This window comes from Halomonas beimenensis, assembly GCF_002549795.1.
In the GTDB taxonomy this organism is placed as follows: domain Bacteria; phylum Pseudomonadota; class Gammaproteobacteria; order Pseudomonadales; family Halomonadaceae; genus Halomonas; species Halomonas beimenensis.
In genome coordinates this window covers 3,553,036-3,578,171 of sequence record NZ_CP021435.1, presented here as the reverse complement: position 1 = coordinate 3,578,171, position 25,136 = coordinate 3,553,036, and the positions used below count along the sequence as shown (strand labels likewise).

The following is a 25,136-nucleotide window of genomic DNA, read 5'->3' as shown; positions in this document are numbered from 1 at the left end:
CTCTTACCGTTTCGCCATGCCGAGGTCGCCATGCTGCCCGAGCTCAAGATCCAGCCCCTGCGCTATGTCCTGGCCATCGTCGATGCCGGTGGCTTCCATGCCGCCGCGCGCCAGCTGCATCGCACCCAGCCGGCGGTCTCCATGGCGGTGCGGGAACTGGAGCAGCGCCTGGGCGAGCCGCTGTTCGAGAAGGGCGGCAAGGCGACCCTCACGCCCTTCGGGGCCTATTGCCTGCCGCGTTTCCGGGCGCTGATCAATCAGCACGATCGCCTGAGCCGGGAACTGGTCGCCCAGGTGGAGAAGCGGGCCGGCCATCTCGACATGGCGGCGGTGCCCTCGGTGGCCAGCCGCCTGATGCCGCGCCTGCTCGGCGATTTCATCGCCCGCTACCCGAACCTCAGGGTCAGCCTCCAGGACGGCAACGCGGACTTCGTCAGCCGGATGGTGGCAGGCGGCGAGGTGGACCTGGGCTTCACCAGCCTCTGGCAGCAGGACGACGACCTGGCCTTCCTGCCCCTGATGCATGATGCCGTGGGCGTGGTGTGCCGGGATGACCATCCGCTGGCCCAGCGCCAGGCCCTGGACTGGAGGGAGCTTCAGGGGCATGCGCTGATCCGCAACGGCACCTCGCGGCTGCTGGAGGGCACCGAGGCGGCCCCGCTGCTGGCCCAGAGCGCCTTCGATATCTCCAACATGATCTCGCTGACCGCCATGCTGGTGGCCGGGGTCGGCATCACCACCCTGCCGCGGCTGGCCTTTCCCGAGGAGTACGCGCGACTGCGCTTCATTCCCCTCGCGACCCCGTATGTCGAACGCGAGCTGGGCCTGCTCAGGCTCCGCCAGCGCAGCCTGTCGCCCGCCGCCCAGGCCATGGAGGCCTTCATCATCCATGAACTGAACGGCGAGCCGGCGGCAGAGTGAGTCACCAGGGAGGGCATGATCCCGACGCGGACGCGTGGCCAGGGCGAGGAGCCGCCGGCTGCTATCATGAAAGCCCTCGATGCCAGCCATCCGACGCCCTATCGCTGAGCGAAGGGAGGAGTGCCATGCCCCGGGAGCTGCTGTTGCTGCGTCACGGCAAGTCCGACTGGTCGACGCCGGTGGACGACGTCGACCGTCCCCTGAAGAAGCGCGGACGTCGCGGCGCGCGGCGCATCGGAGTCTGGCTCGCCAAACAGGGCAAGGTGCCCGAGCGGATCCTCACGTCCCCCGCCTTGAGGGCAAAGGCCACCGCCGAATTGTGCGCCGAGGCGATGGGGCTGGCTCCCGCCGTCGTCGAGGTCGAAGAGGACCTGTACGCGGCCGGTCCCGAGGCCCTGGCGAGGGTCGTGGCGCGCTGTCCCGACGTGACCTCGCGACTCATGGTCGTCGGCCACAATCCCGGCCTCGAAGACTTCCTGACCTGGCTGCTGCCCGAGCCGCCACCCGTGCCCGAGGACGGCAAGCTGCTGCCCACCGCCGCGCTGGCGCGGGTCGAGCTCGACGGGGCCTGGGCGTCGCTCGGCCAGGGGGCGGGGCGGCTGGTCGAACTCGTCACGCCACGCCAGCTGTCGTGAGGGCGAACCGGCGGTGGTACCGGGCCGGAGCGAGTGACCCCGGCCGGATGCCGGGGGCAATGCCGTGGGCCCGGCTGGGCTCAGCCGGCCGGGCCGATCAGGTGCTTGACCTCGAGGTAGCCGGCCATGCCCCAGGGGCCCAGCTCGCGGCCGATGCCGCTGATTCCGAAGCCGCCCCAGCCGGCCTCCGGCAGCACCAGCTGCTCGCTGTTGAACCAGACGCTGCCGGCGCGCAGCGCCCGACCGACGCGCCGGGCTCGCCCGGCATCGCCCGAGATCACGGTGGCGGCCAGGCCGAAGGCGCTGTCGTTGGCCAGCGCGATCGCCTCGTCCTCGCTCGCGACGCTTCGCGCGCAGAGGACCGGGCCGAAGATCTCCTCTTGCCATAGCCGGCTGTCGACGGGCACGTCGCGATACAGGGTCGGGGCGACGAACTCGCCCCGGGCGGGCAGTTCCCGGTGACGAGCGTCGCGCACCGCCGTGAGGCCCTCCTCGGCGGCGATCGCCAGGTAGCCCTCCACGACCTGGCGCTGGCGGGCGCTGGTCATGGGCCCCATGTCGGTGTCGTCGGCCAGCGGATCCCCCAGGCGAAGGGCGTCGATGCGCTCGGCGAGGGCCGCGTAGAGGGGCTCGGCCAGGGAGGCGTGGACGATCAGCCGCGAGGTGGCCGAGCAGATCTGGCCGCTGTTGAAGTAGATGCCGGCCATCACCCAGTCGGCGGCGGCCTCGACCTCGGCGTCGTCGAGCACCAGGATCGGCGACTTGCCGCCAAGCTCCAGCGACACGCCCCGCACGCCCTGGGCGGCGGCGCGCATCACCCGCTCGCCCACGGCGTTGCTGCCGGTGAAGGACAGCTTGTCGATGCCCGGATGGGCGGTCAGGGGCGCGCCGATGCTCTCGCCGTCGCCGTGCACCAGGTTGAGCACCCCGGGCGGCAGGCCGATGGCCAGGGCGATCTCGGCCACCGCCTGCTCCGGCAGGGGGGTGACCTCGGAAGGCTTGAAGACCACCGTGCAACCCGCCGCCAGCGCCGGGGCGATCTTCCAGGCGCTGGTCACCAGCGGGAAGTTCCAGGGGGTGATCAGGCCCACCGCGCCGGCCGGATCCTCGTAGGTGCGCGCCTCGATGCCGTCCAGGCCGTGTTCGACGCGGCGGCCCTGACGCGCTTCCAGGGCCCGGGCCTGGCCGGCGTAGTAGCGGTAGCAGGCGATGGCGTCGTCCAGGTCGATGCCGGCCTCGGCCAGGGCCTTGCCGTTGTTGGTGGCCGAGAGGCGCATCAGTGCCTCGCGCCGTTCGGCGAGGGCCTCGGCGAACGCCTCCAGGTAGGCGGCCCGGCGCTCGCCTCCCAGGGCCTGCCAGGCGGGCAGGGCGCGACGGGCGGCGGCCACCGCGGCCTCCTCGACGTCGGGATCGCCGGCGGTGACCTCGGCGATCTGCTTTTGGCGATAGGGATCGGTCACCGCCAGGGATCGCTTCCCCCGGGAGGGGAGCCAGTGATTGTCGATAAACTGCTCGGTCAGTCGTTGCACGATAAGGCTCCGAATCCGGGATCAGGCATGGGCGACGGCCGCGGTCCAGGCGGCGGCGTCGATCTCGATCAGCAGGGGGCCGTCGGCGGGTCGGCTGGCCAGGGCGTGGGCCAGCTCGACAGGAGTGGTGACGCGAGTGGCCAGGCACCCGAAGCCGTGGGCCACGGTCAGGAAGTCCGGTGCCTGGATGTCGACGCCGAGGCGGGTGACTCCGGCGTCTTCCATGAAGCGGCGGATCTCCTCATAGCCCTGGTTGTGCCACAGCAGGATCACCACCGGCAGGCGCTCCTCCACCGCGCAGGCCAACTCGGGCAGGGTGAACATCACGCCGCCGTCGCCGACCAGGGCCACCACCGGCAGGTCGGGGCGGGCGAGGCTGGCGCCGAGGGCCGCCGGCAGGCCGTAGCCGAGGGTCCCGTAGCCGGTGGAGGCATTGAAGAAGCGCCGCGGGGCCGGCTGGGCGACCAGGTGGTTGGCGGCGTAGGTGGTGGCGCAGGAATCGCCGACCAGGATCGCCTCGGGCAGGGCCTCGCGCAGCGTGTCGAACAGCGGCACATAGGGCGAGAAGGCCGGATCCCGGTCGAGTCCCAGGGCTTGCCGCACGGTCCGGGCGCGTTCGTCGCCGCCGCGGGCCAGACAGGTGCCCTTGAGGCGCGCCGCCAGGGACTCGAGGGCCAGGCCGGCGTCGGCGACCAGCGCCAGGTCGGCGGCCTGGTTGCGGGCCAGCTGCTGCGGGTCGAGATCCATCCGGATCAGCCGGCCGCCCAATACGAAGCCGTCGTCGAAGACCACGTCGTAGTCGGTCTCGCCGAGCTCGGTGCCGATGGCCAGCACCACGTCGGCCTCCCGGGCCAGCTCGCGTACCGCGGGCAGCGAGGCATTGGCGCCCAGGTCCAGGGGATGGTCGCGTCCCAGCAGGCCCTTGGCATTGATGGTGGTGACGGCGGGGGCGTCCAGGGCCTCGACCAGGGTCCTCGCCGCCCCGGGGCTGTCCGCGCAGCCGCCGCCGAGCAGCACCAGCGGCCGCTCGGCGCTGGCCAGCCAGGCGGCGGCCTCGGCGATGGCGTCCGGGGCCGGGGCGGCCTTGGCCAGCGGCGACCGCCGCCAGCGGCGAGGCGAGCTCACCGGGGCATCGAACAGGTCGATGGGGATCTCGATGTGCACCGGCCCCGGACGTGCCCCCTCGAACACGGCGAAGGCTCGGGCCAGCACCTCGGGCAACCCCTCGGGGTCGAGCAGGGTGTGGCTGAAGCGCGAGACGCCGGCCAGCAGCTGTTGCTGGCTGGGCAGCTCGTGGAGCCGGCCCTGGCCGCGCCCCAGGGTATCGCGGCGATTGACGCTGGAGATCACCAGCATCGGGATCGAATCCGCCAGCGCCTGGCCCATGGCCGTGGCGATGTTGGTCATCCCGGGACCGGTGATGATGAAGCACACCCCGGGCCGGCCGGTGGCGCGGGCGTAGCCGTCGGCCATGAAGCCGGCGCCCTGTTCGTGGCGCGGGGTGACGTGCCGGAGGCCGCTCCCCTCGCCGCCCTCGAGCCCGCGATAGAGCTCGATGGTGTGCACCCCCGGGATGCCGAAGACGGTGTCCACGCCATAGGTATCGCGTAGCAGGCGGATCAGCAGCTCGGCGCAGGTCATGGAGGTTGGGTGTTCCTGGTTCATGGGGAGGTTCCTCAGCCGACCAGCCAGTGAGCCATCACCACGATGATCGGCAGGGTGATGACGGTACGCAGCAGGAAGATGACCACCAGCTCCCAGAGCTTGAGCGGGATCTTGGACTTGAGCAGCAGGGCGCCGATCTCGGACATGTAGATCAGCTGCGTCAGCGACAGGCAGGCGATCACGAAGCGGGTCAGCTCGCTCTCGATGTCGCTGGCCAGCACCGCCGGCAGGAACATGTCGGCGAAGCCGACCAGGGTGGCGGGAGCGGCGGCCTCGGCTTCGGGGATCCGCATCCACTCCAGCACCGGCACCATCGGATAGGACAGCCAGGTGAACAGCGGCGTGAACTCGGCCAGCACCAGGGCCACGGTACCGATGGCGATCACCAGCGGCAGCAGCCCGAAGAAGATGTCGGCGACGTTGAACAGGGCATGGCGCAGCAACCGGTGCGGACCGGGCGCCTTCTCGGCCCGGGCCACGGCCATGCCCAGGCTGTAGCGCAGCAGGTTCTGGTTGCCGGTGTTCTCTTCCTGGATGCGGCAGCCGACCGGCTCATGGTAGGTATCGGGCTTGCGCGACAGCGGCGGCAGGCGCGGGACGATCACCGCGGCGACCAGGCCGGCGACGACCACGGTCAGGTAGAAGGGCACGAACAGATGGTTGATGCCGATGAAGCTGGTCACCAGCAGGGCGAAGGCGATGGAGACGATGGAGAAATTGGTGGCGATGGCCGAGGCCTCGCGGCGATTGTAGAAGCCCTGCTCGTACTGCTGGGTGGTGATCAGCACGCCGACGGTGCCGGAGCCCATCCAGGAGGCGGTGGCGTCGATGGCGCTGCGCCCCGGCAGGCCGAACACCAGCCGGAACGGCGTTCGCACCAGGCTGCCGATGAACTCCATGAAGCCGAAGTCGACCAGGAAGGGCAGCAGGATGGCGGCGAAGAAGAAGAAGGTCAGCAGCACCGGGGCCAGGTCGTTGAGCATCACCCCGCCGGTATAGGCGGCGGTGATGAACGTCGGCCCCACCTGGAAGAAGGTCATCAGCGCGAAGCCGGCGCCGAGGGCGCGCATCACCACCCACAGGGGGGCCACGTCGAACAGCTCACGGAAGACGCCTTCCCGGGCCCAGTCGGGCCGGGCGAGCTTCACGTATCCGGTCAGCAGGACCGACAGGCACAGCACGACCGTGGCAATGCCCGGCAGGGCATCACCGAGCAGCGCCTTGAGGCTCTCGGCCATCAGGCCCATGCCGATGTTGATGGTGTCGCCCGTCGAGAAGGGCACCAGGAAGAGGCCCACGCCGAGCAGCGAGGGGATCAGGAACTTCAGCAGGCCGTGCCGGCTGATCGGCGCGGCCTCGGCGGCGAGGGTCGAGGCGGAATCCAGAGAGGACGGCATAGCGTTTCCCTATTGGCATTGTAATCGTCGGGCCCGGCCTGCGGGCCGGGATGGCACAGGGTGGCTCAGTCGCGGCGCTTGACGCCGGGCAGCACGCACAGCATCTCGTAGAGCAGGGTCGCGCCCATCAGGGCGGTGTTGCCGCTGGGGTCGTAGGGCGGGGCGACCTCGACCAGGTCGCCGCCGACCACGTTCAGCCCCCAGGCGCCGCGGACGATCTCGAGCCCCTGCTGGGCGGTGAGCCCGCCCATCTCCACGGTGCCGGTGCCGGGCGCCACGGAGGGGTCCAGGCCGTCGATGTCGAAGGAGATGTAGACGGGGGCGTCGCCCATCTGCTCGCGGACCTCGGCCATCAGCGGCGCCAGCGACTTGTACCAGCACTGCTCGGCGGTGACCACGCGGAAGCCCTGGTCACGGCACCAGTCGAAGTCGTCGGCGGCGTAGCCGGTGCCGCGCAGACCGATCTGTACCACGCGACGGCTGTCCAGTAGGCCTTCCTCCTGGGCGCGGCGGAAGGGACAGCCGTGGGCCATCTCCTCGCCGAACATCTGCTCGTTGACGTCGGCATGGGCGTCGATGTGGATCAATCCCACGGGGCCGTGCTTCCTGGCGATGGCGCGCAGCAGCGGCCAGGTCAGGGTGTGGTCGCCGCCCAGGGTCAGGGGCACGCAGCCATGGGACAGCACCTCGTCGTAGTAGCGGGTGATGATGTCCAGGTTCTTGGGCAGATTGAAGGTGTTGATCGGCACGTCGCCGATGTCCGCCACCTGCAGGCTGTCGAAGGGCGCGGCGCGGGTGGCCATGTTGTAGGGGCGCAGCATGCGCGACTCGTCGCGGATCTGGCGGGGCCCCAGGCGGGTGCCTGGGCGGTTGGAGGTGCCGATGTCCATGGGCACGCCGATGAAGGCGGCGTCGAGGCCGGCGGCGGCGTCCTGGGTGGGCAGCCGCATCATGGTGGCCGGACCGCCGAAGCGCGGCATCTCGTTACCGCCCAGTGGTTGGTTGAAGTCGCTCACGTCAGGCTTCCTGGTTCGATGGATGTCCTTTTTCTCCAAGCAGGAAGCGTGCCATCTTTGTAATGAATTGATAAAACGGGTTTTTTCTAGCCATTGATACAAGAATGGATCACGCGCCCGGACTGGGTGATACAATGATGAATCATTGATCCATTCCTGTATCGGTAGCGTCCCATGAGCGAGATCGACGGCCTGATCCTGCGCACCATCATCGAGACCGCCCATGACCACTTCTTCGTGGTCGATGCCGACGGCCGGGTCCTGGATGTCAGCCCCGCGGCGGCGGCGGTGTACGGCATGTCCCGCGAGGCGCTCTGCCGGACCACGGTGCAGGCGCTCGAGGCGCAGGGGGTCCTGAAGCCCTCGGTCAGCCTGGAGGTGATGCGCACCGGCAAGCCCGCGCAGCTGATGCAGGAGACCGGGACCGGCCGGCGGGTCGTCGCCCAGGCTCATCCGGTGTTCCGGGCCGGCCGGCTCGCGGCCGTGGTCAGCCGCTCCATGGACCTCACCGACCTCCAGCTGCTGCAGGAGGAGTACGCCCTGCTGCAACAGCGCTTCAGCGACCATCTCAGGCGCAGCGGCGTGGCCGACGAGCCGGGGCTGGAGACGGAGCTGGATGACCTGGAGGTGCGCAGCGGCGTGATGCGCGAGATCGCGTTGCTGATTCGGCGGGTGGCGCCGACGGAGGCCACGGTGCTGATGCTCGGCGAGTCCGGCGTGGGCAAGACCGCCTTTGCCCGCCAGCTGCACCGCTGGAGCCCTCGCCGTGAGGGCCCCTTCATCGACGTGAACTGCGGGGCCATCCCGGAGAGCCTCTTCGAGTCGGAGATGTTCGGCTATCGGCACGGCGCCTTCAGCGGCGCCGCGCCGGGCGGCAAGGCGGGCCTCATGGAGCAGGCCGAGGGGGGCACCCTCTTCCTGGACGAGATCGGCGAGCTGCCGCTGCCCATGCAGACGAAGCTGCTCAAGGTCATCCAGGACGGCACCGTCACCCGCCTGGGCGACACCCGGCCCCGCCAGCTCGACTTCCGGCTCGTGGTCGCCACCAACCAGGACCTGGCCCGCCGCGTCGAGGCGGGGCTGTTCCGGCTCGATCTCTACTACCGCCTCAACGTCATCCCCGTGACGCTGCCACCCTTGCGCGAGCGTCGCGAGGACATCCCGGGGCTGGTCGAGCGCCAGCTGGAGCGCCTGAACCGACGCTATGGGCGCCACAAGATCATCGCGCGTGAGGCCTGGCAGGAGCTCATGGGCCGGGACTGGCCCGGCAACGTGCGCGAGCTGGAGAACTGGCTCGAGCGGGCCTGGCTGTCGGCTCCCGACGACGTGATCCGCGGCCGGGACCGGGGCGAGGACGTGCCTCGGGACGTAATGGCGCCCGTCCCCTCCGGTCACCGCGGCGACGACGCCCCGGCCGGGACGTCGATCGCACCCGGCGAGTCGCTCAAGGCCGCCCTGGCGCGCACCGAGCGCGAGATCCTGGCCGGGCTATGTGGCGAGTTGCCTTCGACCTACGCCATCGCCGACCGCCTGGGCATCAGCCAGCCCAGCGTGGTGCGCAAGCTCAGGCAGCATGGCCTGCGGATCGACCGCGGCATCTCCTAGCGGCGCGTTGCAGGGCGCGCGGGAGGCGCCTACCTTGAGGACGTTCGCCGGCACCGCCCCGGGACCGGCTCCTGTCATCATGAGAAGAGGGAACCCCTCATGTCCGATCGCCTGCTGCTGACCACCTCGTCCCACCTCGAGGGCTATCGCGTCACCGAGCACCTCGACATCGTCTCCGCCGAGTGCGTGTTCGGCATGAACGTCTTCAAGGACATGTTCGCCGGCCTGCGCGACTTCTTCGGCGGGCGCAACAAGTCCTCCCAGGATGCCCTGCGCGACGCCCGCATCGCCTGCCTGGACGAATTGCGCCGGGAGGCGGAGACGCTGGGCGCCAACGCGGTGATCGCGGTGGACCTCGACTACAGCGAGATCTCCGGCGGCGGCAAGTCGATGCTGTTCCTGGTGGCCACCGGGACCGCTGTGAAGGTGGCGCGGGCCTGAAAGTCGGGGCGGAGTGACAACGAAAAGGGCCCCGCGATCTCTCGCGGGGCCCGCTCCAGGCATTTGGCCTGGGGCTCGAGGCGCTGTCAGCTTGCCAGGGCGGCCACCACGGAGATCTCGACCAGCAGCTCCGGGCTGGCCATGCGCGCTTCCACGCAGGCCCGGGCCGGGGCCTTGCCTTCCGGCACCCAGGCGTCCCAGACGCGGTTCATCTCCTCGAACAGTGCCATGTCCTTGAGGTAGAGGGTCGCGGAGAGCAGGTGGCCCCGATCGCTGCCGACGCTCTCCAGCAGGGCATCGACCTTGGCCAGCATGGTCTCGGTCTGGCCGGTAATGTCGGCGTGGCGGTCCTCGGCCACCTGGCCGCACAGGTAGACGGTGTCGTGATGGACGACGGCGCGACTCATGCGCACGCCGGTCTCGAAGCGTTGCAGGGGCATCTCAGTTCCTCGTCGGAGTGTCGGGGTCGCTCAGGCTGGCCAGTTCGCCCAGGCTGAGCGGCTTGATCGGGGGACGGATGTGGTAGTAGCCGACCGCGGCGACCGGCTCGTTGCATTGGTCGGCGATGACCTGGGAGACCGTCAGGCCACACAACCGGCCCTGGCAGGGGCCCATGCCAGCCCGGCAGAAGGCCTTGGCCTGGTTGGGGCCGCGACAGCCGGCATCGGCGATGCGGCGTAGTTCTCCCGCCGTGACCTCCTCGCAGCGGCAGACCACGGTGTCGTCCTCCGGGACCAGGAAGCGCCGGGCCGGCCGGTAGAGCACATCCAGGAAGGGGCGGATGGCCAGGTGGGGCGCCAGTCGGGCGCGCACGGGGGCGGCCAGTCGGTCGCGCGCCTCGGTATTCACCCGGCCCAGCTGCCCGGCGATGCCGAGCACGGCCAGACGCCCGGATTCCTCGGCGGCCTGGGCACCGGCGATGCCGCCGGAGTCGCCGGCCACGAACACCCCCGGGCGCGACGTCTCGCCCCAGGCATCGAGTCGGGGGCGCCAGCACTGCTGGGCCTCGTCCCAGTCGTGGGCCAGTTCCAGGGCCCGGGTCAGCTGGACATTGGGCACCACGCCCTGGTGCACCAGCAGGGTCCGGCACTCCCGCTCGCGGGATTCTCCCGCCTGTCGGTAGCGCAGGTGCGTCAGGCGCTCCCCGTCGCGGGAGAAGGCCTCCAGGCCGTCGACGCCCTTGAGGTGAGGGATGCCGGCGCGGCGAATCTCCCGAAGCAACCCCAGGCCCTTGGCCAGCAGGCTCGGGTTCTTCAGTGCGCCGGGGAGATGGCGTGCCGCGCGGCGCCAGTTGCCACGGGGCGAGGTGTCGAGCAGGGCCTCGACCCTCACCCCGGCGCGGGCCAGCTGGGCGGCGACCAGCAGCAGCAGGGGGCCGCTGCCGGCCAGCACGATGGGCCCGGGGGGCGCCATGGCACTGCTCTTGAGCAGGATCTGGGCGGCCCCGCCGGTCATCACGCCGGGGAGTGTCCAGCCCGGGAAGGGGACCGGGCGTTCCTGGGCGCCGGTGGCCACCAGCAGTCGCCGGGTGCGAAGCCGCTGGCTCACGCCCTCACGGGAGACGTCGAGGCTCAGGTCGTCCTCGATGCCCCAGACGGTCGTGCCCGGCCGGTAGTCCACTCCGCTGCGCTCGAAGGCCTCGAGCAGGTCGCGGCCATGATAGTAGTCCTGGCCGAGGATGCGCTCGTCCGCCAGGGGCGCGCGGCCGATGGCCCGGTAGATCTGGCCGCCGGCTTCCTCCTGCTCGTCGAGCAGGGCGCAGCGCAGTCCCTGTCGATGGGCTTCTTCGGCGGCGGCCATGCCGGCCGGACCGGCGCCGATGATGATCAGGTCGTAGTCAGGCGTGGTCATGAGCGCCCTCCCCATGCATGTCGCGCGCCCCGCATTGCCGGCGGATCCGCATGCCGTCCCGGACGGGAATCATGCAGCCCTGCTGGTTGGGTGCGCCGTCGATCTCGATCAGGCACTCGAAGCACACGCCCATCAGGCAGTAGGGCGCCCGCGGCGAGGCATCGGCCGGCGTGGTGCGGGAGGGCAGCAGGCCCGCGGCCAGCACCGCCGCGGCGGCGCTGTCATGGGCGCATACCTCGACGGGCTCGTCCTCCACGAATACCGTCACCTGGGCCCGCGAGCGGTTGGGAAGGCGTTCAAAGGGCGAAGCGTTGGGCATGGAACTCCTCCAGGGGCAGGTCGGTGTCATCGCGGGCGATCCAGTCCGCCAGCGGTCCCTCATGCAGGGCGCCGAGCGTCACGCCACTGTGACAGGTGACGAGATAGGCGCCGGGGCAGTCCCGGGAGGCCTCGTAGACGGGGTAGCCGTCGGGCGTCATGACGCGCAGGGCGCCCCAGGCCCGGACCATCCTGACATCGCGAAGCAGGGGAAAGAGCCGCACGGCCCGCCGGGCGATATGCGCCATGACGTCGGTGGTGGTGCCGCTGTCGAAGCCGACGTCCTCCTTGGAGTCGCCGATCTGCACGGTGCCCTCGCCGGTCTGGCGCACGTGGCCGGTGGGGTAGTGCAGGAAGGGGCGCACCCGCTCGGCGATCAGCACCTGCCCCCGATTGGGGAACACCGGGGCCGACAGGCCGACCTGGGGCGCCAGCTCGCGATTGCCCAGGCCCGCGGCCAGTACGACCTTGGCGCATGACCAGGCGCCGGTCGGGGTGGTGATCCGGAAGGACTCGCCGTGCCGATCGATGGCCTGGACGCGCCCGCCGTTGTCGATCACCCCGCCCTGGGCGCGGAAGCGCTCGGTCAGGGCCCGCAGCAGCAGCAGGGGATTCAGGTGGCCGTCCTCGGGGCACCAGGTGGCGCCGCTGACCCAGTCGCCGATGTCGGGGAAGTAGTCGCGTACCTGAGGCAGGTCCAGGGTCTCGTGGGGATAGTCGCCGCCCGCCGCGTCGCGCATCCTGGCCAGCATCCGTCGCCTGGCCTCGAGTTCGTCCTCGGTGAGGCACAGATAGAGTCCGCCCCGCTGCTGAAGCTGGACATCGATGCCCGTCTGCTCCTGCAGGCGTCCGGCCAGGTCCGGCCAGAGCCGGGCCGACCGGCGGGTGATGCTCGCATAGGCCGGTTGGGTATCCCCCTTGCCCTGGACCCATACCAGCCCGAAGTTGCCGCGGGAGGCGCGCAGGGCGATGTCGCCCTCGTCGAGCACGGCGACACTCAGGCCATGGCGCTGGAGCCCCAGCGCGATGGCCATGCCGACGAGTCCGCCGCCGATCACGCATGCGTCGGCGCTACGCGAGCCGTTTCGTGGCCTTGGCGTCATCGTGGTTACCTGAATGATGAACGAGATGGGAGGCAGGGCCCGGCCGGACGGCCGGGCCCTGAGCGATCAACGAATGGCCTGGTCGAGCACCGAGTTCGCCCAGTCGGCGCCGATGTCCTCGAGGATGACCGGCCAGACGCTGTCGCGGACGATCTCGGCGTGCCCGGCGATCTGCTCGTCGGAGACCGGCACGATGGTGCCGCCGGCCTCGGCCAGCAGCTGCTCGTTTCGCGCCTGATCCGCCTCGGCGCCTTCCCAGCGCGCGGCCTCGAAACGGGCGGCGGCCTCGTCCAGGGCGACCTGCTCGGACTCGTCCAGCTCGTCGTAGATGTCCTGGTTGATCAGCAGGTACCACATCTCGAAGTGGGTATTGAGCGGCAGGTAGTAGTTGGTGACGTCGCGGAAGGAGGCGTAGTAGCCCTCGGCTCCCGAGCCCATGACGCCGTCCACCACGCCCGTCTGCACCGCGGTGAAGGCGTCCGAGAACGGCAGCGGCGAGCCGATGTAGCCGATGTTGTCGGCCATCAGCTGGAAGGACTTCATGGGCGGCACGCGCAACTTGGCGCCCTTGTCGGCGTTCGGGTCGGCGGCGTTCTCGACCTCGCTGTTCAAGGCCACGCCGCCGAAGTAGACCGGCCAGGCGGCCAGCACATGGATGTTCTGGTCGGCATAGATGCCTTCGACCTCCTTGCGCATCGGCGCGCCATCGCGGAAGACCTCCCGGGCTTCTTCCCAGCTCTGCACCAGGTAGGGCAGGTAGGCCAGCTGGAAGCGCTTGTCGGCCCCGGAGGAGGGGGGCTGCACGGCCATGTCGATGGCGCCGAGGCTGACACGTTCCTGCACGACCGTGTAGTCGCCCAGGGCGTTGGCCGGGAAGAGGCGCACGCTCAGTTCGCCGTCGGTCGCGGCCGAGACGTCCTCGGCGAAGGCCGTGGCGGCGTCATCGATGGCCGTGTCCTGGGGACGCACGTGGGAGAGTTTCAGGGTGGTGGCCTCGGCGGCCGAGGACAGGGCGGCCGCGAGGGCGACCGCGCCGACGAGGGTTTTCATCTTCATGGTTTTCATTGTTGTCTCCTGATGAGAGCGGGTGGACGATCAATAGCCGAACAGGCCGGGCAGGAACTCGGACAGGTCGGGCCAGGCGGAAACCAGCACCACCACCGGGATGTAGCCGAACAGGATCAGCGTCATGGCGGGCTTCACCACCTCGGTGAAGCGCACCTTGCCGATCCGGGAGCCCAGGTAGAGGATGCTGGCGTAGGGAGGGGTCACGCCGCCCATGGCGGTGTTGACGCCCATGATGGCGGCGAACTGCACGGAGCTGACCCCCAGGGCCTCCATCAGCGGCAGCAGCAGCGGCGCCGTGAGGATGATCGCGGTGATGTCGTTGACGATCATGCCGATGAAGAACAGCAGCAGGTTGACCAGAAGCAGCAGCACGAACTTGTCGTCGGTGATCCGGAAGATCAGGTCGACCAGGGCCTGGGGGATGCTCTCCATGACGTAGATCTGGCTGAGCATCAGGCTGAACAGGATCATGATCAGGATGGCGCCGACCGCGGTGGCGGATTCCTTGCCGGATTCCAGCAGGGTCCGCCAGTTGAGGCCGCGGTAGATCAGGAAACCCACCGGCAGCGCATAGATCACGGCCACGGCCGCCGCCTCGGTCGGCGTCATGATGCCGCCGTAGATGCCGCCCAGGATGATGATCGGCATCATCAGCGCCGGCAGGGCATGGCCGGTGCGGCGCCCGGCTTCCCGCATCAGGCGGTCGAAGGGCAGTGGGGCGTCGAGCTCCAGGTCGAAGCGGCGGGACATGAACATGTTCACCAGGCAGAAGTTGAACATGATCAGCAGGCCCGGCCCGAGGGTGGCGAGGAAGCTGGCCAGGATGGAGGTGTCGGTCACCCAGCCATAGACGATCATGGTCACGCTGGGCGGAATCAGAAGGCCCAGGATCGAGGCGTTGGCGATCAGGGCGGTGGAGTAGGCCCGCGGATAGCCCTTGCGCTCCATTTCCGGAATCAGCAGCGGGCCGATGGCGGCGATGCCGGTCAGGCCGCTGCCCGAGATCGCGCCAATGATGGCGCAGCTCACCGCCGCCACGGCGCCGAGGCCGCCACGGATTCGGCCGACGAAGACGTTGACGAACTTCAGCAGGCTACCGGCGATGCCGCTCACGCTCATCAGGGTGCCGGCGAAGACGAACAAGGGGATGGCCAGCAGCACCGGGTTGGTCAGTTGACTGAACCCCCAGACCATCATGCCGCGCATGGTGGCCTCCCCGATCACGGTCATCACCATCAGCGCCGCACCGAAGCAGTAGGGCAGCGGGACCCCGAGGGTCAGCAGCAGGATCAGGACGGCGAAGGCCAGCAGGGCAATCTCAATCATGGCGGTTGTCCTTGTGAGGTTCGGTGAGGACCTGGAACTCATGCACCTCGGAGGTTTCCGGGTAGGCCGGATCCTCCGCTACGTGGTCCGGTCGCGATCGAAGGCCGGTCAGGAAGGCGAGATTGCGCAGCAGGTGCCACAGCGTGAAGGCGATCATCAGGGCGAGGCCGAGGAAGAGCGCGGCCTCGTAGATGATCGTGGGCAGATAGAGGGTCGGTGTCTCCTTGTCGGCGCGAAGGGCGTAGGTGAAGTAGTCCCAGGCCCACAGGGCCAGCCAGCCGGAGACGATCACGCTCAGGGTATCGGAGAGCGCCTGGAGAATGGCGCGGGCACGATCCGTCTTGAGGAAGATGTCCAGCACGTTGGCGCGGATCTGGGTGTCCTCACGGGAGGCATTGACGCTGCCCAGGATGTAGAGCCACATCGTGGGGATCACGGCGACCTCCTCGAGGCCCATGACCGGCGTCTCGAACAGGTAGCGCGTGATCACCTGGATGAACTGGCAGAGCGCGACCGTGCTGATCAGCAGGGTGAGGGTGTAGCGAAAGAGTCGTTCCATAGGGCCGTTCTCGCTTGTTGTGGTTGTCTGCCGGGGCCGTGCGGCATACGTGGCAATGGTGGGTGGGGTGGTATATAACATCAAATCGTTTATCTGTATGATTTGATAACATCATGTTGTTATTTGCGGGGCAGGCATGGCCAAACTGACCTACCGCCAGATCGAGGCGTTCCGAGCGGTGATGATCAGCGGCACGACCAGTGGGGCCGCGGAGATTCTCTGCGTCTCGCAGCCGGCCGTCAGCCGCCTGCTGGCGGATTTCGAGGACACGGTGGGGGTGGCGATGTTCGAGCGTCGTCGGCGCCGCCTGCATCCGACGCCCGAGGCGCGGTTCTTCTTCGAGGAAGTGGAGCGTGCCTTCGTCTCCCTGGAACAGCTGTCGCGCGCTGCGGAGGAGCTTCGGGAGTTTCACCTCGGCTCGCTGAGGATCGCCTCCATGCCGGCGGCCTCGGTCGAGTTCCTGCCCGACCTGACGGACCGCTTCAGCCAGGAGCATCCGGGGGTGTCGGTTACCCTTCAGGTGCGCAGCACCCAGCAGGTGGTCGACCTGGTGGCCACCCAGCAGTTCGACCTGGGCGTGATTTCCGGGATTCCCCTCGACGATCCCGCGGTGGAGGAGCGTCCCCTGGCCGACAGCCGTCTGGTATGCATCCTGCCGCCGGAGCATCGCCTGGCCGGCAGGGAGGTCATCGTCCCCCAGGATCTCGAGGGCGAGGTGTTCGTCTCGCTGGGCTCGGAGCAGAGCATCAGGCACACCATCGACGGCGTCTTCGAACGGGCGGGGGTCCGGCGCCAGCTGCTGATCGACACGCAGCTGCATTACGCCGCCTGTGCCTTCGTGCTGGCGGGATCGGGCGTGTCGCTGGTGGATCCCATCACGGCTTGGCACTACCGCCGGTTGGGGCTGGTCGTCAGGCGCTTCGAGCCACGGGTACGGTACCGCTACAGCGTGATCTTCCCCCGGCAGCGGGGGCAGTCGGGGCTGACGAAGTCGTTCCTCGCGCTGCTGGACAAGGCGCTCGAGGGACTGGAGGTCGAGTCGGGTGGGCTATTCGAGTCGGGCAGGCAAAGGGGGCGGCAAGGCTAGAGTCCTTCCCTGGGCGCTGAGGCGGTGTCCCTGAGAGGGAACATCACACCCACTGAAAAACGGCCACCGCTCGTGTGAGCTAAGTGGCCGTTTCTACTGAATTCTGTGGTCGGAGTAGCAGGATTCGAACCTACGACCTCTGCCTCCCGAAGGCAGCGCTCTACCAAGCTGAGCTATACTCCGATGTTCGCCGTATGCCTCGGCGACGGATGAGCATTATACGGAATCGAATGACGGACGCAAGCCCCTTGCCCATCCTCGGTGCGAAATCAGTTGCGGCGCTCCACCGCCAGGCGGGCCAGCTCGGCCATGTTGTCACGGTAGGGCGACTCGGGCAGGGCGTCCAGCCGGGCCAGGGCCTTGGCGGACATCTCCTCGGCCTTGGCGCGGGTGTAGTCCAGGGCGCCGGTGTCGTCGACGATGGTCAGCACCTCGTCGAGCCGCTCCAGGCCGCCCTGGCGGATCGCCTGGCGGATCACCTTGGCCTGCTCGGGGGTGCCCGCGGCCATGGCCTGGATCAGCGGCAGGGTCGGCTTGCCCTCGGCGAGGTCGTCGCCGACGTTCTTGCCCATGGCCTGGGCATCGCCCTGGTAGTCGAGCAGGTCGTCGATCAGCTGGAAGGCCAGGCCCAGGTAGCGGCCGTAATCGCGCAGGGCGGCTTCCTGCTCCGGGGTGGCCCCGGCGATGATGGCGCCACTGTGGGACGCCGCCTCGAACAGCATGGCGGTCTTGCCCTGGATGGTCTCGAAGTAGGCGGCCTCGTCGACGTCGGGATTGCCGACGTTGGTCAGCTGCTGCACCTCGCCCTCGGCGATGGTGCAGGTGGCGGCGGAGAGCACCTCCATGATGCGCATGGAGCCCACCTCCACCATCATCTGGAAGGAGCGGGAGTACAGGAAGTCGCCGACCAGCACCGAGGGAGCGTTGCCCCAGGCGTCGTTGGCCGTCGCCTTGCCCCGGCGCATGTGGGACTCGTCCACCACGTCGTCGTGGAGCAGGGTCGAGGTGTGCATGAACTCGATCAGGGTGGCCAGCGTCACATGCCGGTCGCCCTCGTAGCCCAGCGAGCGGGCGGCCAGCAGCACCAGCAGGGGGCGCAGGCGCTTGCCGCCGCTCTCGATGATGTATTGGCCGATGGTCTCCACCAGCGGGACCCGCGAGGCCAGCTGCGCGAGGATGGTGCGGTTGACGGCGGCGAAGTCCTCGGCGACGACGGCGTGGATGGGGGAGGCCGGCGTGGCGGCGGCGAGCTGTGGCGACGAAGGGTTGGCTGACATGGAGGCGATATCGACGAAGTGGTGGGGGCGGCGTGCGGCCTTTATCTCCGGGACGCCGGCCTGGGATTGACGGTCATGCTATGGGGCCCCCCGAGGGGCGTCAAGGCAAGCGCCGCCTGGCCTTGCGCCGCGACGGGGCGGAGGGAGTGGTGGTTGTGCGGCGCGGCGCGTGCGGTTATAATCCGCGACCCACTCATCTCGCTCCCTGTCAGATGGCTGCCGGAAGGGGCGCCACTCGAAGCAGGTCGATGAAGAGCCAACCCCCGATGAGTTCCGGAGAGACAAGCATGTACGCAGTTATCAAGAGCGGTGGCAAGCAGTACCGCGTTCAGGAAGGCCAGACTCTCAAGCTCGAGAAGCTGGAAGTGCCGACCGGCGACACCATCGAGTTCGATGAGGTCCTGCTGGTGGGCAGCGACGACGACGTCAAGGTCGGCGCCCCGACCGTCGATGGCGCCAAGGTCTCCGCCGAGGTCGTGGCCCACGGCCGTGGCGAGAAGGTGCGCATCATCAAGTTCCGTCGCCGCAAGCACAGCATGAAGCGTCAGGGCCACCGTCAGTGGTTCACCGAAGTCAAGATCACCGGGATCTCCGCGTAAGCGTCAGTTCCCCTGAACGAGCGAGGTATTTGCAATGGCTCATAAGAAGGCAGCCGGCTCCACTCGTAACGGCCGCGATTCCGAATCCAAGCGCCTTGGCGTGAAGCTGTTCGGTGGTCAGGCCGTGACCCCCGGCAACATCATCGTCCGCCAGCGCGGCACCAAGTTCCATGCCGGCACCGGCGTGGGCATCGGCAAGGACCACACCCTGTTCGCCCTGGACGAAGGCGTGGTCAAGTTCGAGACCAAGGGTCCGAAGAATCGCAAGTTCGTGAGCGTCGTCTCCGCCTGAGACCGCCCGGACCCCTAGCGAGAAGGCCCCGCCATGGCGGGGCCTTCTTGTATCATGGCGGTATGTGCCGCCGGGAGAATGACAGATGCAGTTCGTCGACGAAGCCTCGATCATCGTGGAAGCCGGCAAGGGCGGCAACGGCTGCCTGAGCTTCCGCCGCGAGAAGTACGTGCCCAAGGGCGGTCCCGACGGAGGCGACGGGGGCCATGGGGGCAGCGTCTACCTGATCGGTGACGACGCCCTCAACACCCTGATCGACTTCAAGTACCAGCGCTTCTACAAGGCGCAGAACGGCCAGCCCGGGCAGGGGCGGCAGATGAGCGGCCGCGCCGGCGAGGATCTGCACATCAAGGTCCCGGTGGGCACCACGGTGATCGACGAGGACACCCTGGAGGTGATCGCCGACGTCACCGAGATCGGCCAGGTGGTGCTGGTGGCCCAGGGCGGCATCCGGGGGCTCGGCAACATCCACTTCAAGTCGTCCACCAACCGGGCGCCGCGGCGCACCACGCCGGGCACCGAGGGCGAGCGCCGCAACCTGCGCTTCGAGATGAAGGTGATGGCCGACGTCGGCCTGCTGGGCCTGCCCAATGCCGGCAAGTCGACGCTGATCCGGGCGGTCTCCGCGGCCAAGCCCAAGGTCGCCAACTATCCCTTCACCACCCTGGTGCCGAACCTCGGCGTGGTGAAGCTCGGCCAGCACGAGCACTTCGTGATGGCCGACATCCCGGGCCTGATCGAGGGCGCGTCCGACGGCGCCGGGCTGGGCCTGCGCTTCCTCAAGCACCTGACCCGCACCCGGCTGCTGTTCCATGTGGTCGACGTGGCGCCCTTCGACGAGTCCGACCCGGTGGAGGCCGCCGAGGCCATCGTCCACGAGCTGGGGCAGTTCTCGCCGACGCTGGCCGAGCGGCCGCGCTGGCTGGTGCTCAACAAGCTCGACCTGCTGCCGGCGGAGGAGCGCGAGGCCGTGGCCGACGAGATCGTGCGTCGCCTGGGCTGGGACGGACCGGTGTTCCGCGTCTCGGCGATCAGCGGCGAAGGCACCGATGCCCTGGTGCAGGCGGCGCATCGCTGGCTCACCGAGCAGCGTCGGCTGGAGAATGAGGACGAGGAGGCCGCCGAGCACGAGCGCGAGATGCGTCGGCGCATGGAAGACGAGGCCGTGGCGCGCACCGAGGCGCGGCTGGGCCGCAAGCGCAAGCGGGACGACGAGGATGACGACGACTTCGACGACGATGATTATGATGTCGAGGTCGAATACGCCCCCTGACGGGAGGGGAGCCGGCTGCACTCGGCCGGTTCACCAGGTCCAATCTTTTTGAAGGCTCGAGCCGAGGAACGGATGGAGAGCAGCGAACGGGTACCCGGCCGGGAGGCCCTGAAGGGCATGCGGCGGGTGGTGGTGAAGATCGGCAGCGCGCTGCTGACCAACGACGGCCGCGGTCTCGACGAGTCGGGCATCGGCGGCTGGGTCGATCAGATCGCCGCGCTGCACCGGCGCGGCGTCGAGGTGGTGCTGGTGTCCTCCGGTGCCGTGGCCGCGGGCATGGTGCGCCTGGGCTGGCAGGTCCGGCCCTCCGCGGTGCATGCCCTCCAGGCCGCGGCGGCGGTGGGGCAGAACGGGCTCACCGAGTGTTACGAGGGCCACTTCGCCCGCCATGGCCTGACCACCGCTCAGGTGCTGCTGACCCACGACGACCTGTCCAACCGCAAGCGCTACCTCAATGCCCGCTCGGCGCTGCGCACCCTGGTGGACCTGCGCGTGGTGCCGGTGATCAACGAGAACGACACCGTGGTCACCGACGAGATCCGCTTCGGCGACAACGACACCCTGGGGGCCCTGCGGGCCAACCTGCTCGAGGCCGACGCCCTGGTGATCCTCACCGACCAGGAGGGGCTCTTCGACGCCGACCCCCGCCACGACCCGAACGCCCGGCTGATTTCCGAAGGGCGCGCCGACGACCCCCGGCTGGCCGAGGTGGCCGGTGGGGGCGGCGCCCTGGGGCGCGGCGGCATGACCACCAAGGTCCGGGCGGCCAGGCTCGCCGCTCGGTCGGGGGCGGTCACCGTCATCGCCAGCGGCCGCCAGCCCGAGGTGCTGACCCGGCTGTCGGACGGCGAGCGACTGGGCACCCTGCTCACCCCCGAGCGGGCGCCTATGGCGGCGCGCAAGCGCTGGCTCGCCGGGCAGCTGCAGGTGCGCGGCACCCTGACCCTGGATGCCGGGGCGGTGAAGGTGCTGCGCGGCAGCGGCTCCAGCCTGCTGCCGGTGGGCGTCAAGGCGCTGTCCGGGGACTTCGTGCGCGGCGACATGGTGCTGTGCGTCGACGAGGCCGGCCATCGGGTGGCCAAGGGGCTGGTCAACTACGGCGCCGACGAGGCCCGGCGCCTGCTCGGCCAGCCCAGTCACCGGATCGAGGGCATCCTCGGTTACATGGAGGCGCCGGAGCTTATTCATCGCGACAACCTGGTCGTCCTCTAAGGAGGAAGGCCAGGTGTGACGCGGCCTGGCGCCTTGACAAGGCTGGCAAGGCGCCAGGCCGCGTGATAGGATACGCCATCCTCTCAGACACGGCCCGTACGCGACTGCGCCCCGATGCGCGGTCGGCCGGATGGCCAGGCCGACGGGGATTTTTTCTTTCCCTGTTGGATCAACATGTTATCAATGCCGCCCACCTCGGCGGCGACAACTTTCTCCAAGGAGACAGTCAGTGGCTAACAGCAAGCAAGCCCGCAAGCGCGCCCGTCAGGCAGAAGGCCGTCGTGTTCTGAAGGCGAGCCAGCGCAGCATGGTCCGCACCTACGTCAAGCGCGTCATCAAGGCCATCAACGGCGGTGACCACGCCCAGGCCATGGACGCCTTCAAGCAGGCCCAGCCGATCATCGACCGCATCGCCGACAAGGACGTGCTGTCCAAGAAGAAGGCCGCCCGCCTGAAGAGCCGCCTGAACAAGCGCATCAAGGCCCTGGCCGCGTAAGCACGCCGGACGCCTACGGGTGCCCGCCGCGCGCGGGCACGCCGACGAAAAACCGGCCTCGGCCGGTTTTTTTGTGCCCGATGATCCCGACCCCGAATCGTCAAGGAATCTCGTCGTGACCGATTCCAACCCCCAGCAGTCGCCCGACGCCGCGTCGTCGGGAAGCGAGGCCCGAGACCGGGAAGTGGTGCCCAAGGGCGGCGGCCTGATGCGCTCGGGGCTGATCGTCAGCACCATGACCATGCTCTCCCGGGTGCTGGGGCTGGCCCGGGACGTGGTGATCGCCGCCCTGTTCGGGGCGGGGCAGGGGGCCGATGCCTTCTTCGTCGCCTTCAAGGTGCCGAACTTCCTGCGTCGGCTGTTCGCCGAGGGCGCCTTCAACCAGGCCTTCGTGCCGGTACTGTCGGAGTACGCGACCCAGCGCACCCGGGCGGAGGTGCGCGAGTTGCTGGATGCCGTGGCCGGTAGCCTGGCCGCGGTGCTGCTGCTGCTCACCGCACTGGCGATGCTGGCCGCTCCCTGGCTGGTGTGGCTCTTCGCCCCCGGCTTCGGCCGCGATCCGGCGAAGCTGGCGCTCACCGCCGACATGCTGCGGTTGACCTTCCCCTACCTGTTGCTGATCTCGCTGACCGCCTTCGCCGGCAGCGTGCTCAACACCTGGAACCGTTTCGCCGTGCCGGCCTTCACCCCGGTGCTGCTCAATCTGTCGCTGATCGGTTCCGCCCTGCTGCTGACGCCGATGATGAGCGAGCCGGCCCTGGCGCTGGCCTGGGGCGTGGTGATCGCCGGCGCCGCCCAGCTGCTCTTCCAGGTGCCCTTCCTGGCGCGCCTGGGGTTGCTGCCGCGGCCCTGGCCGAGCTTCGCCCATGAGGGGGTGCGGCGCATCCTCAGGTTGATGGCGCCGGCGCTGTTCGGGGTCTCGGTGTCCCAGGTCAACCTGTTGCTGGATACCGTCCTGGCCTCGCTGCTGGCGGCCGGCAGTGTGTCCTGGCTGTACTATTCGGATCGCCTGGTGGAGCTGCCGCTCGGCGTCTTCGGCATCGCCATCGGCACGGTGATCCTGCCGGCGCTGTCCAAGCGGCACGCCGAGCAGTCCGGCGACCACTTCGCCCGCATGCTCGACTGGGCGATCCGGGCGGTACTGCTGCTCGGCATGCCGGCGGCCCTGGCCCTGGCGGTGCTGGCCGAGCCGCTGCTGATCACGCTGTTCCACTACGGCGCCATGACCGACCAGGACATCGCCATGGCCGCCATGAGCCTGCGGGCCTACGCGTTCGGCCTGGTGGCCTTCATGCTGATCAAGGTGCTGGCGCCGGGGTTCTTCGCCCGCCAGGACACCAGGACGCCGGTGAAGGTGGGCATCATCGCCATGGTCGCCAACATGGTGTTCAACCTGTTGCTGATCTGGCCGCTGGCCCATGCCGGCCTGGCGCTCGCCACCTCGCTGTCGGCCTTCCTCAATGCCGGCCTGCTCGGCCACCTGCTGCGCAAGCAGGGGGTACTGCACTTCCAGCCCGGCTGGGGACGCTATGCCGTCCAGCTGCTGGGAGGCTGTGCGGTGATGGGCCTGGGCCTGGCCTGGTTGGCGCCCGACTGGCAGGCCTGGCTCGACTGGCCGCTGTGGCGGCGCGTCGGCTGGCTGGCGGGGCTGGTGGTGGCCGGTGCCGGGGCCTACTTCGCCTGGTTGGCCGCCTTCGGGGTGCGGCTGCGCCACTTCCGCATGACCGGTTGATTCCCGCCCTCCCTCGGCCCGCTATGCTGGACACAGGATGGTGTCGATGGCGGGGGAGGGACCATGGAGCCTGCAAGACGACAGCGACGGGTGGACGGCGGCAGCGTGCGGCTGCTGCTGTTCCTGCTGGTGGGAGTGGCGGCGATCGTCACGCTGGTGATGACCCATGATCGCCTCGTGGCCCGGGAGGAAGGGGTCGACGCGGCCTGGGCCGACGTCGAGAGCAGCCTGCAGCGCCGAGCCGACCTGGTGCCCAACCTGGTGCGCAGCCTCCGGGCGCACATGCGCTACGAGAGCGAGACCCTGTTGGCCCTGGTCCGCGAGCGAGCCGAGGCCCTGCGGGAGGGGCTGGCGGACGGCCAGGCAGGCAAGGCCGCCCATCTCGCCCGGCTGGAGGCGGCGCTGTCCCGGGAGCTGGCCGTGGTGATGCCGCGCCTGGTGGCGATGCCCGAGCTGCGCAGCGGCGACCAGTTCCTGCGTTTCCAGGCCCAGCTCGAGGGCAGCGAGAACCGCGTCAATGTCGCGCGGTTGCGCTACAACGCGGCGGTCCGTGACTACAACGACGCCCTTCGAGGCTTCCTGGGCCGCTGGGTGGCGGGCTCCCTGGACCTGGCGCCGCGGGACTACTTCGAGGCAGGCCCCGGTGCCGGGGCCGCGCCCGAGGTGGCCTTCTAGTCATGCGCCCACTGCCGGCGGCCGGCATCGTCCTGCTGCTCCTCGGGCTCGGCGTGCTCGGCTGGCAGGCCGCGACCCCGGGCGCGGCCGTCTCCCCCGGCCTGGTCGATGACCGGATCGGCTTGCTGTCGGTGGCCGAGCGGCGGCGGCTGGGGACCTACCATGCCTGGTTGCGCGAGCATCACGGCATCGACTACCGGGTGGTCGTCGGCCGGGGACTCGGCGACCTGGACCGCTTCGCCCTCGACTATGTCGAGCGTCACGGGGTCGGCGGCGAGGGTGGCCGCGGGCTGCTGCTGGTGCTGGATCCGGCGGCGAACCAGGTCCGCCTGGAGGTGGGCTACGGCCTGGAAGGGCGCTTCCCCGACGCCTTCGCCGCCTACCTCCAGGCGCGCCAGATGACCGAGTTCTTCGCCGTGGACCGCGTGGCCGACGGCATCCTGGCCGGCACCGAGCTGATCCTGGCCCAGGCCGGCGAAGACGCCGTGCCGGCCATCGCCGGCAGCGGCGGGGCCGGGGCGCGCCTGCCGGCCCGGCTGGGTGCGGGGCGCGCCGCCCCCGGCGAGGTCCCGGTCGCCGTCGAGGCGGGGGCCACGCCCCGGGAGGTGCTGGCGACCTATCGGCGAGCCATGGCGCGGCGCAACGACAATCCCGACCTGGCGATCTACGCGCGCGAGACGCGACGCCTGCTCGCCGGCCGCCTGATGACCCCGGCCCAGATGGACAACGTGGCGAAGAGCCTGGCGGCCTGCCCCGTGGTCGACGAGCGCCGTGCCCCCGAGGGGCGGCGCGTGGTACTGCTGGCCGCATCGGGCGAGCGCCGCTGCCCGCCCTACTTCCTGGTACGCCAGGACGGGGCCTGGCGCCTGGATCTGGCGGCCATGGGGCGCGCGGTGCGCTTCGACCAGCGCAACCGGTGGCGCCTGGCGGCCGGGGCACTGGGCGCCTATGCGTTCGCCTTCGAGGAGGTGGCCCGGGAACCCTGAGGGCATCCCCCGCCCGTCGCCAGGCAATGACCAAGCCGCGCCGGCTGTCAAGGGGCCGCCGGTCCGTTATAAT

General features: G+C 69.5%; 25 protein-coding genes and 1 tRNA gene. 13 read left to right on the top strand and 13 right to left on the bottom strand.

From position 1 onward, the window contains the following. The first annotated feature begins 30 nt into the window (after positions 1-30). Together BEI_RS16635 and BEI_RS16630 are read left to right on the top strand one after the other, a co-directional pair. Positions 31-921 (top strand): LysR family transcriptional regulator, encoded by an 891-nt coding sequence (locus BEI_RS16635; protein ID WP_097790556.1) that lies wholly within the window; start codon positions 31-33, stop codon positions 919-921. Between the two features lie 125 nt (positions 922-1,046). Further along, on the top strand, positions 1,047-1,556 hold the full coding sequence (locus BEI_RS16630; RefSeq protein ID WP_097790555.1) for a SixA phosphatase family protein: 510 nt from the start codon (positions 1,047-1,049) through the stop codon (positions 1,554-1,556). Positions 1,557-1,636: 80 nt separating this feature from the next. Here the strand turns inward: BEI_RS16630 and BEI_RS16625 are convergent, their stop codons facing one another. The 4 genes from BEI_RS16625 to speB form a co-directional block, all read right to left on the bottom strand. Then, positions 1,637-3,085 carry an aldehyde dehydrogenase family protein gene (locus BEI_RS16625; RefSeq protein WP_097790554.1) on the bottom strand — a complete coding sequence of 483 codons (1,449 nt, stop codon included), beginning with the start codon at positions 3,083-3,085 and terminating at the stop codon, positions 1,637-1,639. Between the two features lie 21 nt (positions 3,086-3,106). Then, positions 3,107-4,750 carry a 5-guanidino-2-oxopentanoate decarboxylase gene (locus BEI_RS16620; protein WP_227644505.1) on the bottom strand — a complete coding sequence of 548 codons (1,644 nt, stop codon included), beginning with the start codon at positions 4,748-4,750 and terminating at the stop codon, positions 3,107-3,109. Positions 4,751-4,761: 11 nt separating this feature from the next. Then, positions 4,762-6,147: a YjiH family protein gene (locus tag BEI_RS16615; protein WP_097790553.1), complete on the bottom strand. Its 1,386-nt coding sequence runs from the start codon at positions 6,145-6,147 to the stop codon at positions 4,762-4,764. A gap of 65 nt (positions 6,148-6,212) precedes the next feature. Further along, entirely contained in the window at positions 6,213-7,163 is a 951-nt protein-coding gene (speB, locus tag BEI_RS16610; protein ID WP_097790552.1) for an agmatinase, read from the bottom strand. A 174-nt stretch (positions 7,164-7,337) separates the two neighbouring features. On the opposite strand from speB, the gene BEI_RS16605 reads away from it, so the two are divergent. Next, on the top strand, positions 7,338-8,768 hold the full coding sequence (locus BEI_RS16605) for a sigma-54 interaction domain-containing protein (protein WP_097790551.1): 1,431 nt from the start codon (positions 7,338-7,340) through the stop codon (positions 8,766-8,768). 99 nt (positions 8,769-8,867) lie between these two features. Then, positions 8,868-9,209 carry a YbjQ family protein gene (locus BEI_RS16600; protein WP_097790550.1) on the top strand — a complete coding sequence of 114 codons (342 nt, stop codon included), beginning with the start codon at positions 8,868-8,870 and terminating at the stop codon, positions 9,207-9,209. 86 nt (positions 9,210-9,295) lie between these two features. On the opposite strand, the gene BEI_RS16595 is transcribed toward BEI_RS16600, so the two are convergent. The 7 genes from BEI_RS16595 to BEI_RS16565 form a co-directional block, all read right to left on the bottom strand. Then, positions 9,296-9,649: a RidA family protein gene (locus tag BEI_RS16595; RefSeq protein WP_097790549.1), complete on the bottom strand. Its 354-nt coding sequence runs from the start codon at positions 9,647-9,649 to the stop codon at positions 9,296-9,298. 1 nt (position 9,650) lies between these two features. Next, positions 9,651-11,060, bottom strand: a complete 1,410-nt coding sequence (locus BEI_RS16590) for an FAD/NAD(P)-dependent oxidoreductase (RefSeq protein WP_097790548.1) — start codon at positions 11,058-11,060, stop codon at positions 9,651-9,653. Continuing rightward, positions 11,047-11,379, bottom strand: coding sequence for a (2Fe-2S)-binding protein (locus BEI_RS16585; protein ID WP_097790547.1), 333 nt, complete (start codon positions 11,377-11,379; stop codon positions 11,047-11,049). The genes BEI_RS16590 and BEI_RS16585 overlap by 14 nt, the downstream gene beginning before the upstream one ends. Further along, positions 11,357-12,481, bottom strand: coding sequence for an NAD(P)/FAD-dependent oxidoreductase (locus BEI_RS16580; protein WP_097790546.1), 1,125 nt, complete (start codon positions 12,479-12,481; stop codon positions 11,357-11,359). Before BEI_RS16580 ends, BEI_RS16585 begins: the two co-directional genes overlap by 23 nt. Positions 12,482-12,547: 66 nt before the next feature. Beyond that, a complete protein-coding gene (gene dctP / locus BEI_RS16575) occupies positions 12,548-13,546 on the bottom strand; it encodes a TRAP transporter substrate-binding protein DctP (RefSeq protein WP_097790545.1) in 999 nt (332 codons plus the stop codon). Positions 13,547-13,576: 30 nt separating this feature from the next. After that, the gene (locus BEI_RS16570) at positions 13,577-14,875 is read right to left on the bottom strand and encodes a TRAP transporter large permease (RefSeq protein ID WP_097790544.1); all 1,299 of its coding nucleotides are present in this window, start codon (positions 14,873-14,875) and stop codon (positions 13,577-13,579) included. Continuing rightward, positions 14,868-15,434, bottom strand: coding sequence for a TRAP transporter small permease (locus BEI_RS16565; RefSeq protein WP_097790543.1), 567 nt, complete (start codon positions 15,432-15,434; stop codon positions 14,868-14,870). Before BEI_RS16565 ends, BEI_RS16570 begins: the two co-directional genes overlap by 8 nt. 136 nt (positions 15,435-15,570) lie before the next feature. On the opposite strand from BEI_RS16565, the gene BEI_RS16560 reads away from it, so the two are divergent. Further along, entirely contained in the window at positions 15,571-16,521 is a 951-nt protein-coding gene (locus tag BEI_RS16560; RefSeq protein WP_097790542.1) for a LysR substrate-binding domain-containing protein, read from the top strand. A gap of 106 nt (positions 16,522-16,627) precedes the next feature. Here BEI_RS16560 and BEI_RS16555 read toward each other — a convergent pair. Both BEI_RS16555 and ispB read right to left on the bottom strand, forming a co-directional pair. Beyond that, positions 16,628-16,704 (bottom strand) — tRNA-Pro (locus BEI_RS16555). Between the two features lie 86 nt (positions 16,705-16,790). Further along, positions 16,791-17,798: an octaprenyl diphosphate synthase gene (ispB, locus tag BEI_RS16550; RefSeq protein WP_097790541.1), complete on the bottom strand. Its 1,008-nt coding sequence runs from the start codon at positions 17,796-17,798 to the stop codon at positions 16,791-16,793. A 287-nt stretch (positions 17,799-18,085) separates the two neighbouring features. Between ispB and rplU the strand changes: the two genes are divergently transcribed. The 8 genes from rplU (at position 18,086) to BEI_RS16510 (ending at position 25,063) form a co-directional block, all read left to right on the top strand. Then, complete coding sequence (rplU, locus tag BEI_RS16545) at positions 18,086-18,397, top strand: 50S ribosomal protein L21 (protein ID WP_097790540.1); 312 nt, start codon at positions 18,086-18,088, stop codon at positions 18,395-18,397. Positions 18,398-18,431: 34 nt separating this feature from the next. Continuing rightward, on the top strand, positions 18,432-18,689 hold the full coding sequence (rpmA, locus tag BEI_RS16540) for a 50S ribosomal protein L27 (protein ID WP_097790539.1): 258 nt from the start codon (positions 18,432-18,434) through the stop codon (positions 18,687-18,689). An 85-nt stretch (positions 18,690-18,774) separates the two neighbouring features. Continuing rightward, a complete protein-coding gene (gene cgtA, locus BEI_RS16535) occupies positions 18,775-19,962 on the top strand; it encodes an Obg family GTPase CgtA (RefSeq protein ID WP_097790538.1) in 1,188 nt (395 codons plus the stop codon). A gap of 72 nt (positions 19,963-20,034) precedes the next feature. After that, a complete protein-coding gene (proB, locus tag BEI_RS16530) occupies positions 20,035-21,174 on the top strand; it encodes a glutamate 5-kinase (RefSeq protein ID WP_097790537.1) in 1,140 nt (379 codons plus the stop codon). Between the two features lie 229 nt (positions 21,175-21,403). Then, a complete protein-coding gene (gene rpsT / locus BEI_RS16525) occupies positions 21,404-21,670 on the top strand; it encodes a 30S ribosomal protein S20 (protein ID WP_097790536.1) in 267 nt (88 codons plus the stop codon). 208 nt (positions 21,671-21,878) lie between these two features. Continuing rightward, positions 21,879-23,402, top strand: a complete 1,524-nt coding sequence (gene murJ / locus BEI_RS16520) for a murein biosynthesis integral membrane protein MurJ (RefSeq protein WP_097791134.1) — start codon at positions 21,879-21,881, stop codon at positions 23,400-23,402. Between the two features lie 63 nt (positions 23,403-23,465). Beyond that, positions 23,466-24,077 carry a LemA family protein gene (locus tag BEI_RS16515; RefSeq protein ID WP_097790535.1) on the top strand — a complete coding sequence of 204 codons (612 nt, stop codon included), beginning with the start codon at positions 23,466-23,468 and terminating at the stop codon, positions 24,075-24,077. Between the two features lie 2 nt (positions 24,078-24,079). Then, positions 24,080-25,063 (top strand): TPM domain-containing protein, encoded by a 984-nt coding sequence (locus BEI_RS16510; protein WP_097790534.1) that lies wholly within the window; start codon positions 24,080-24,082, stop codon positions 25,061-25,063. Positions 25,064-25,136 lie beyond the last annotated feature (73 nt).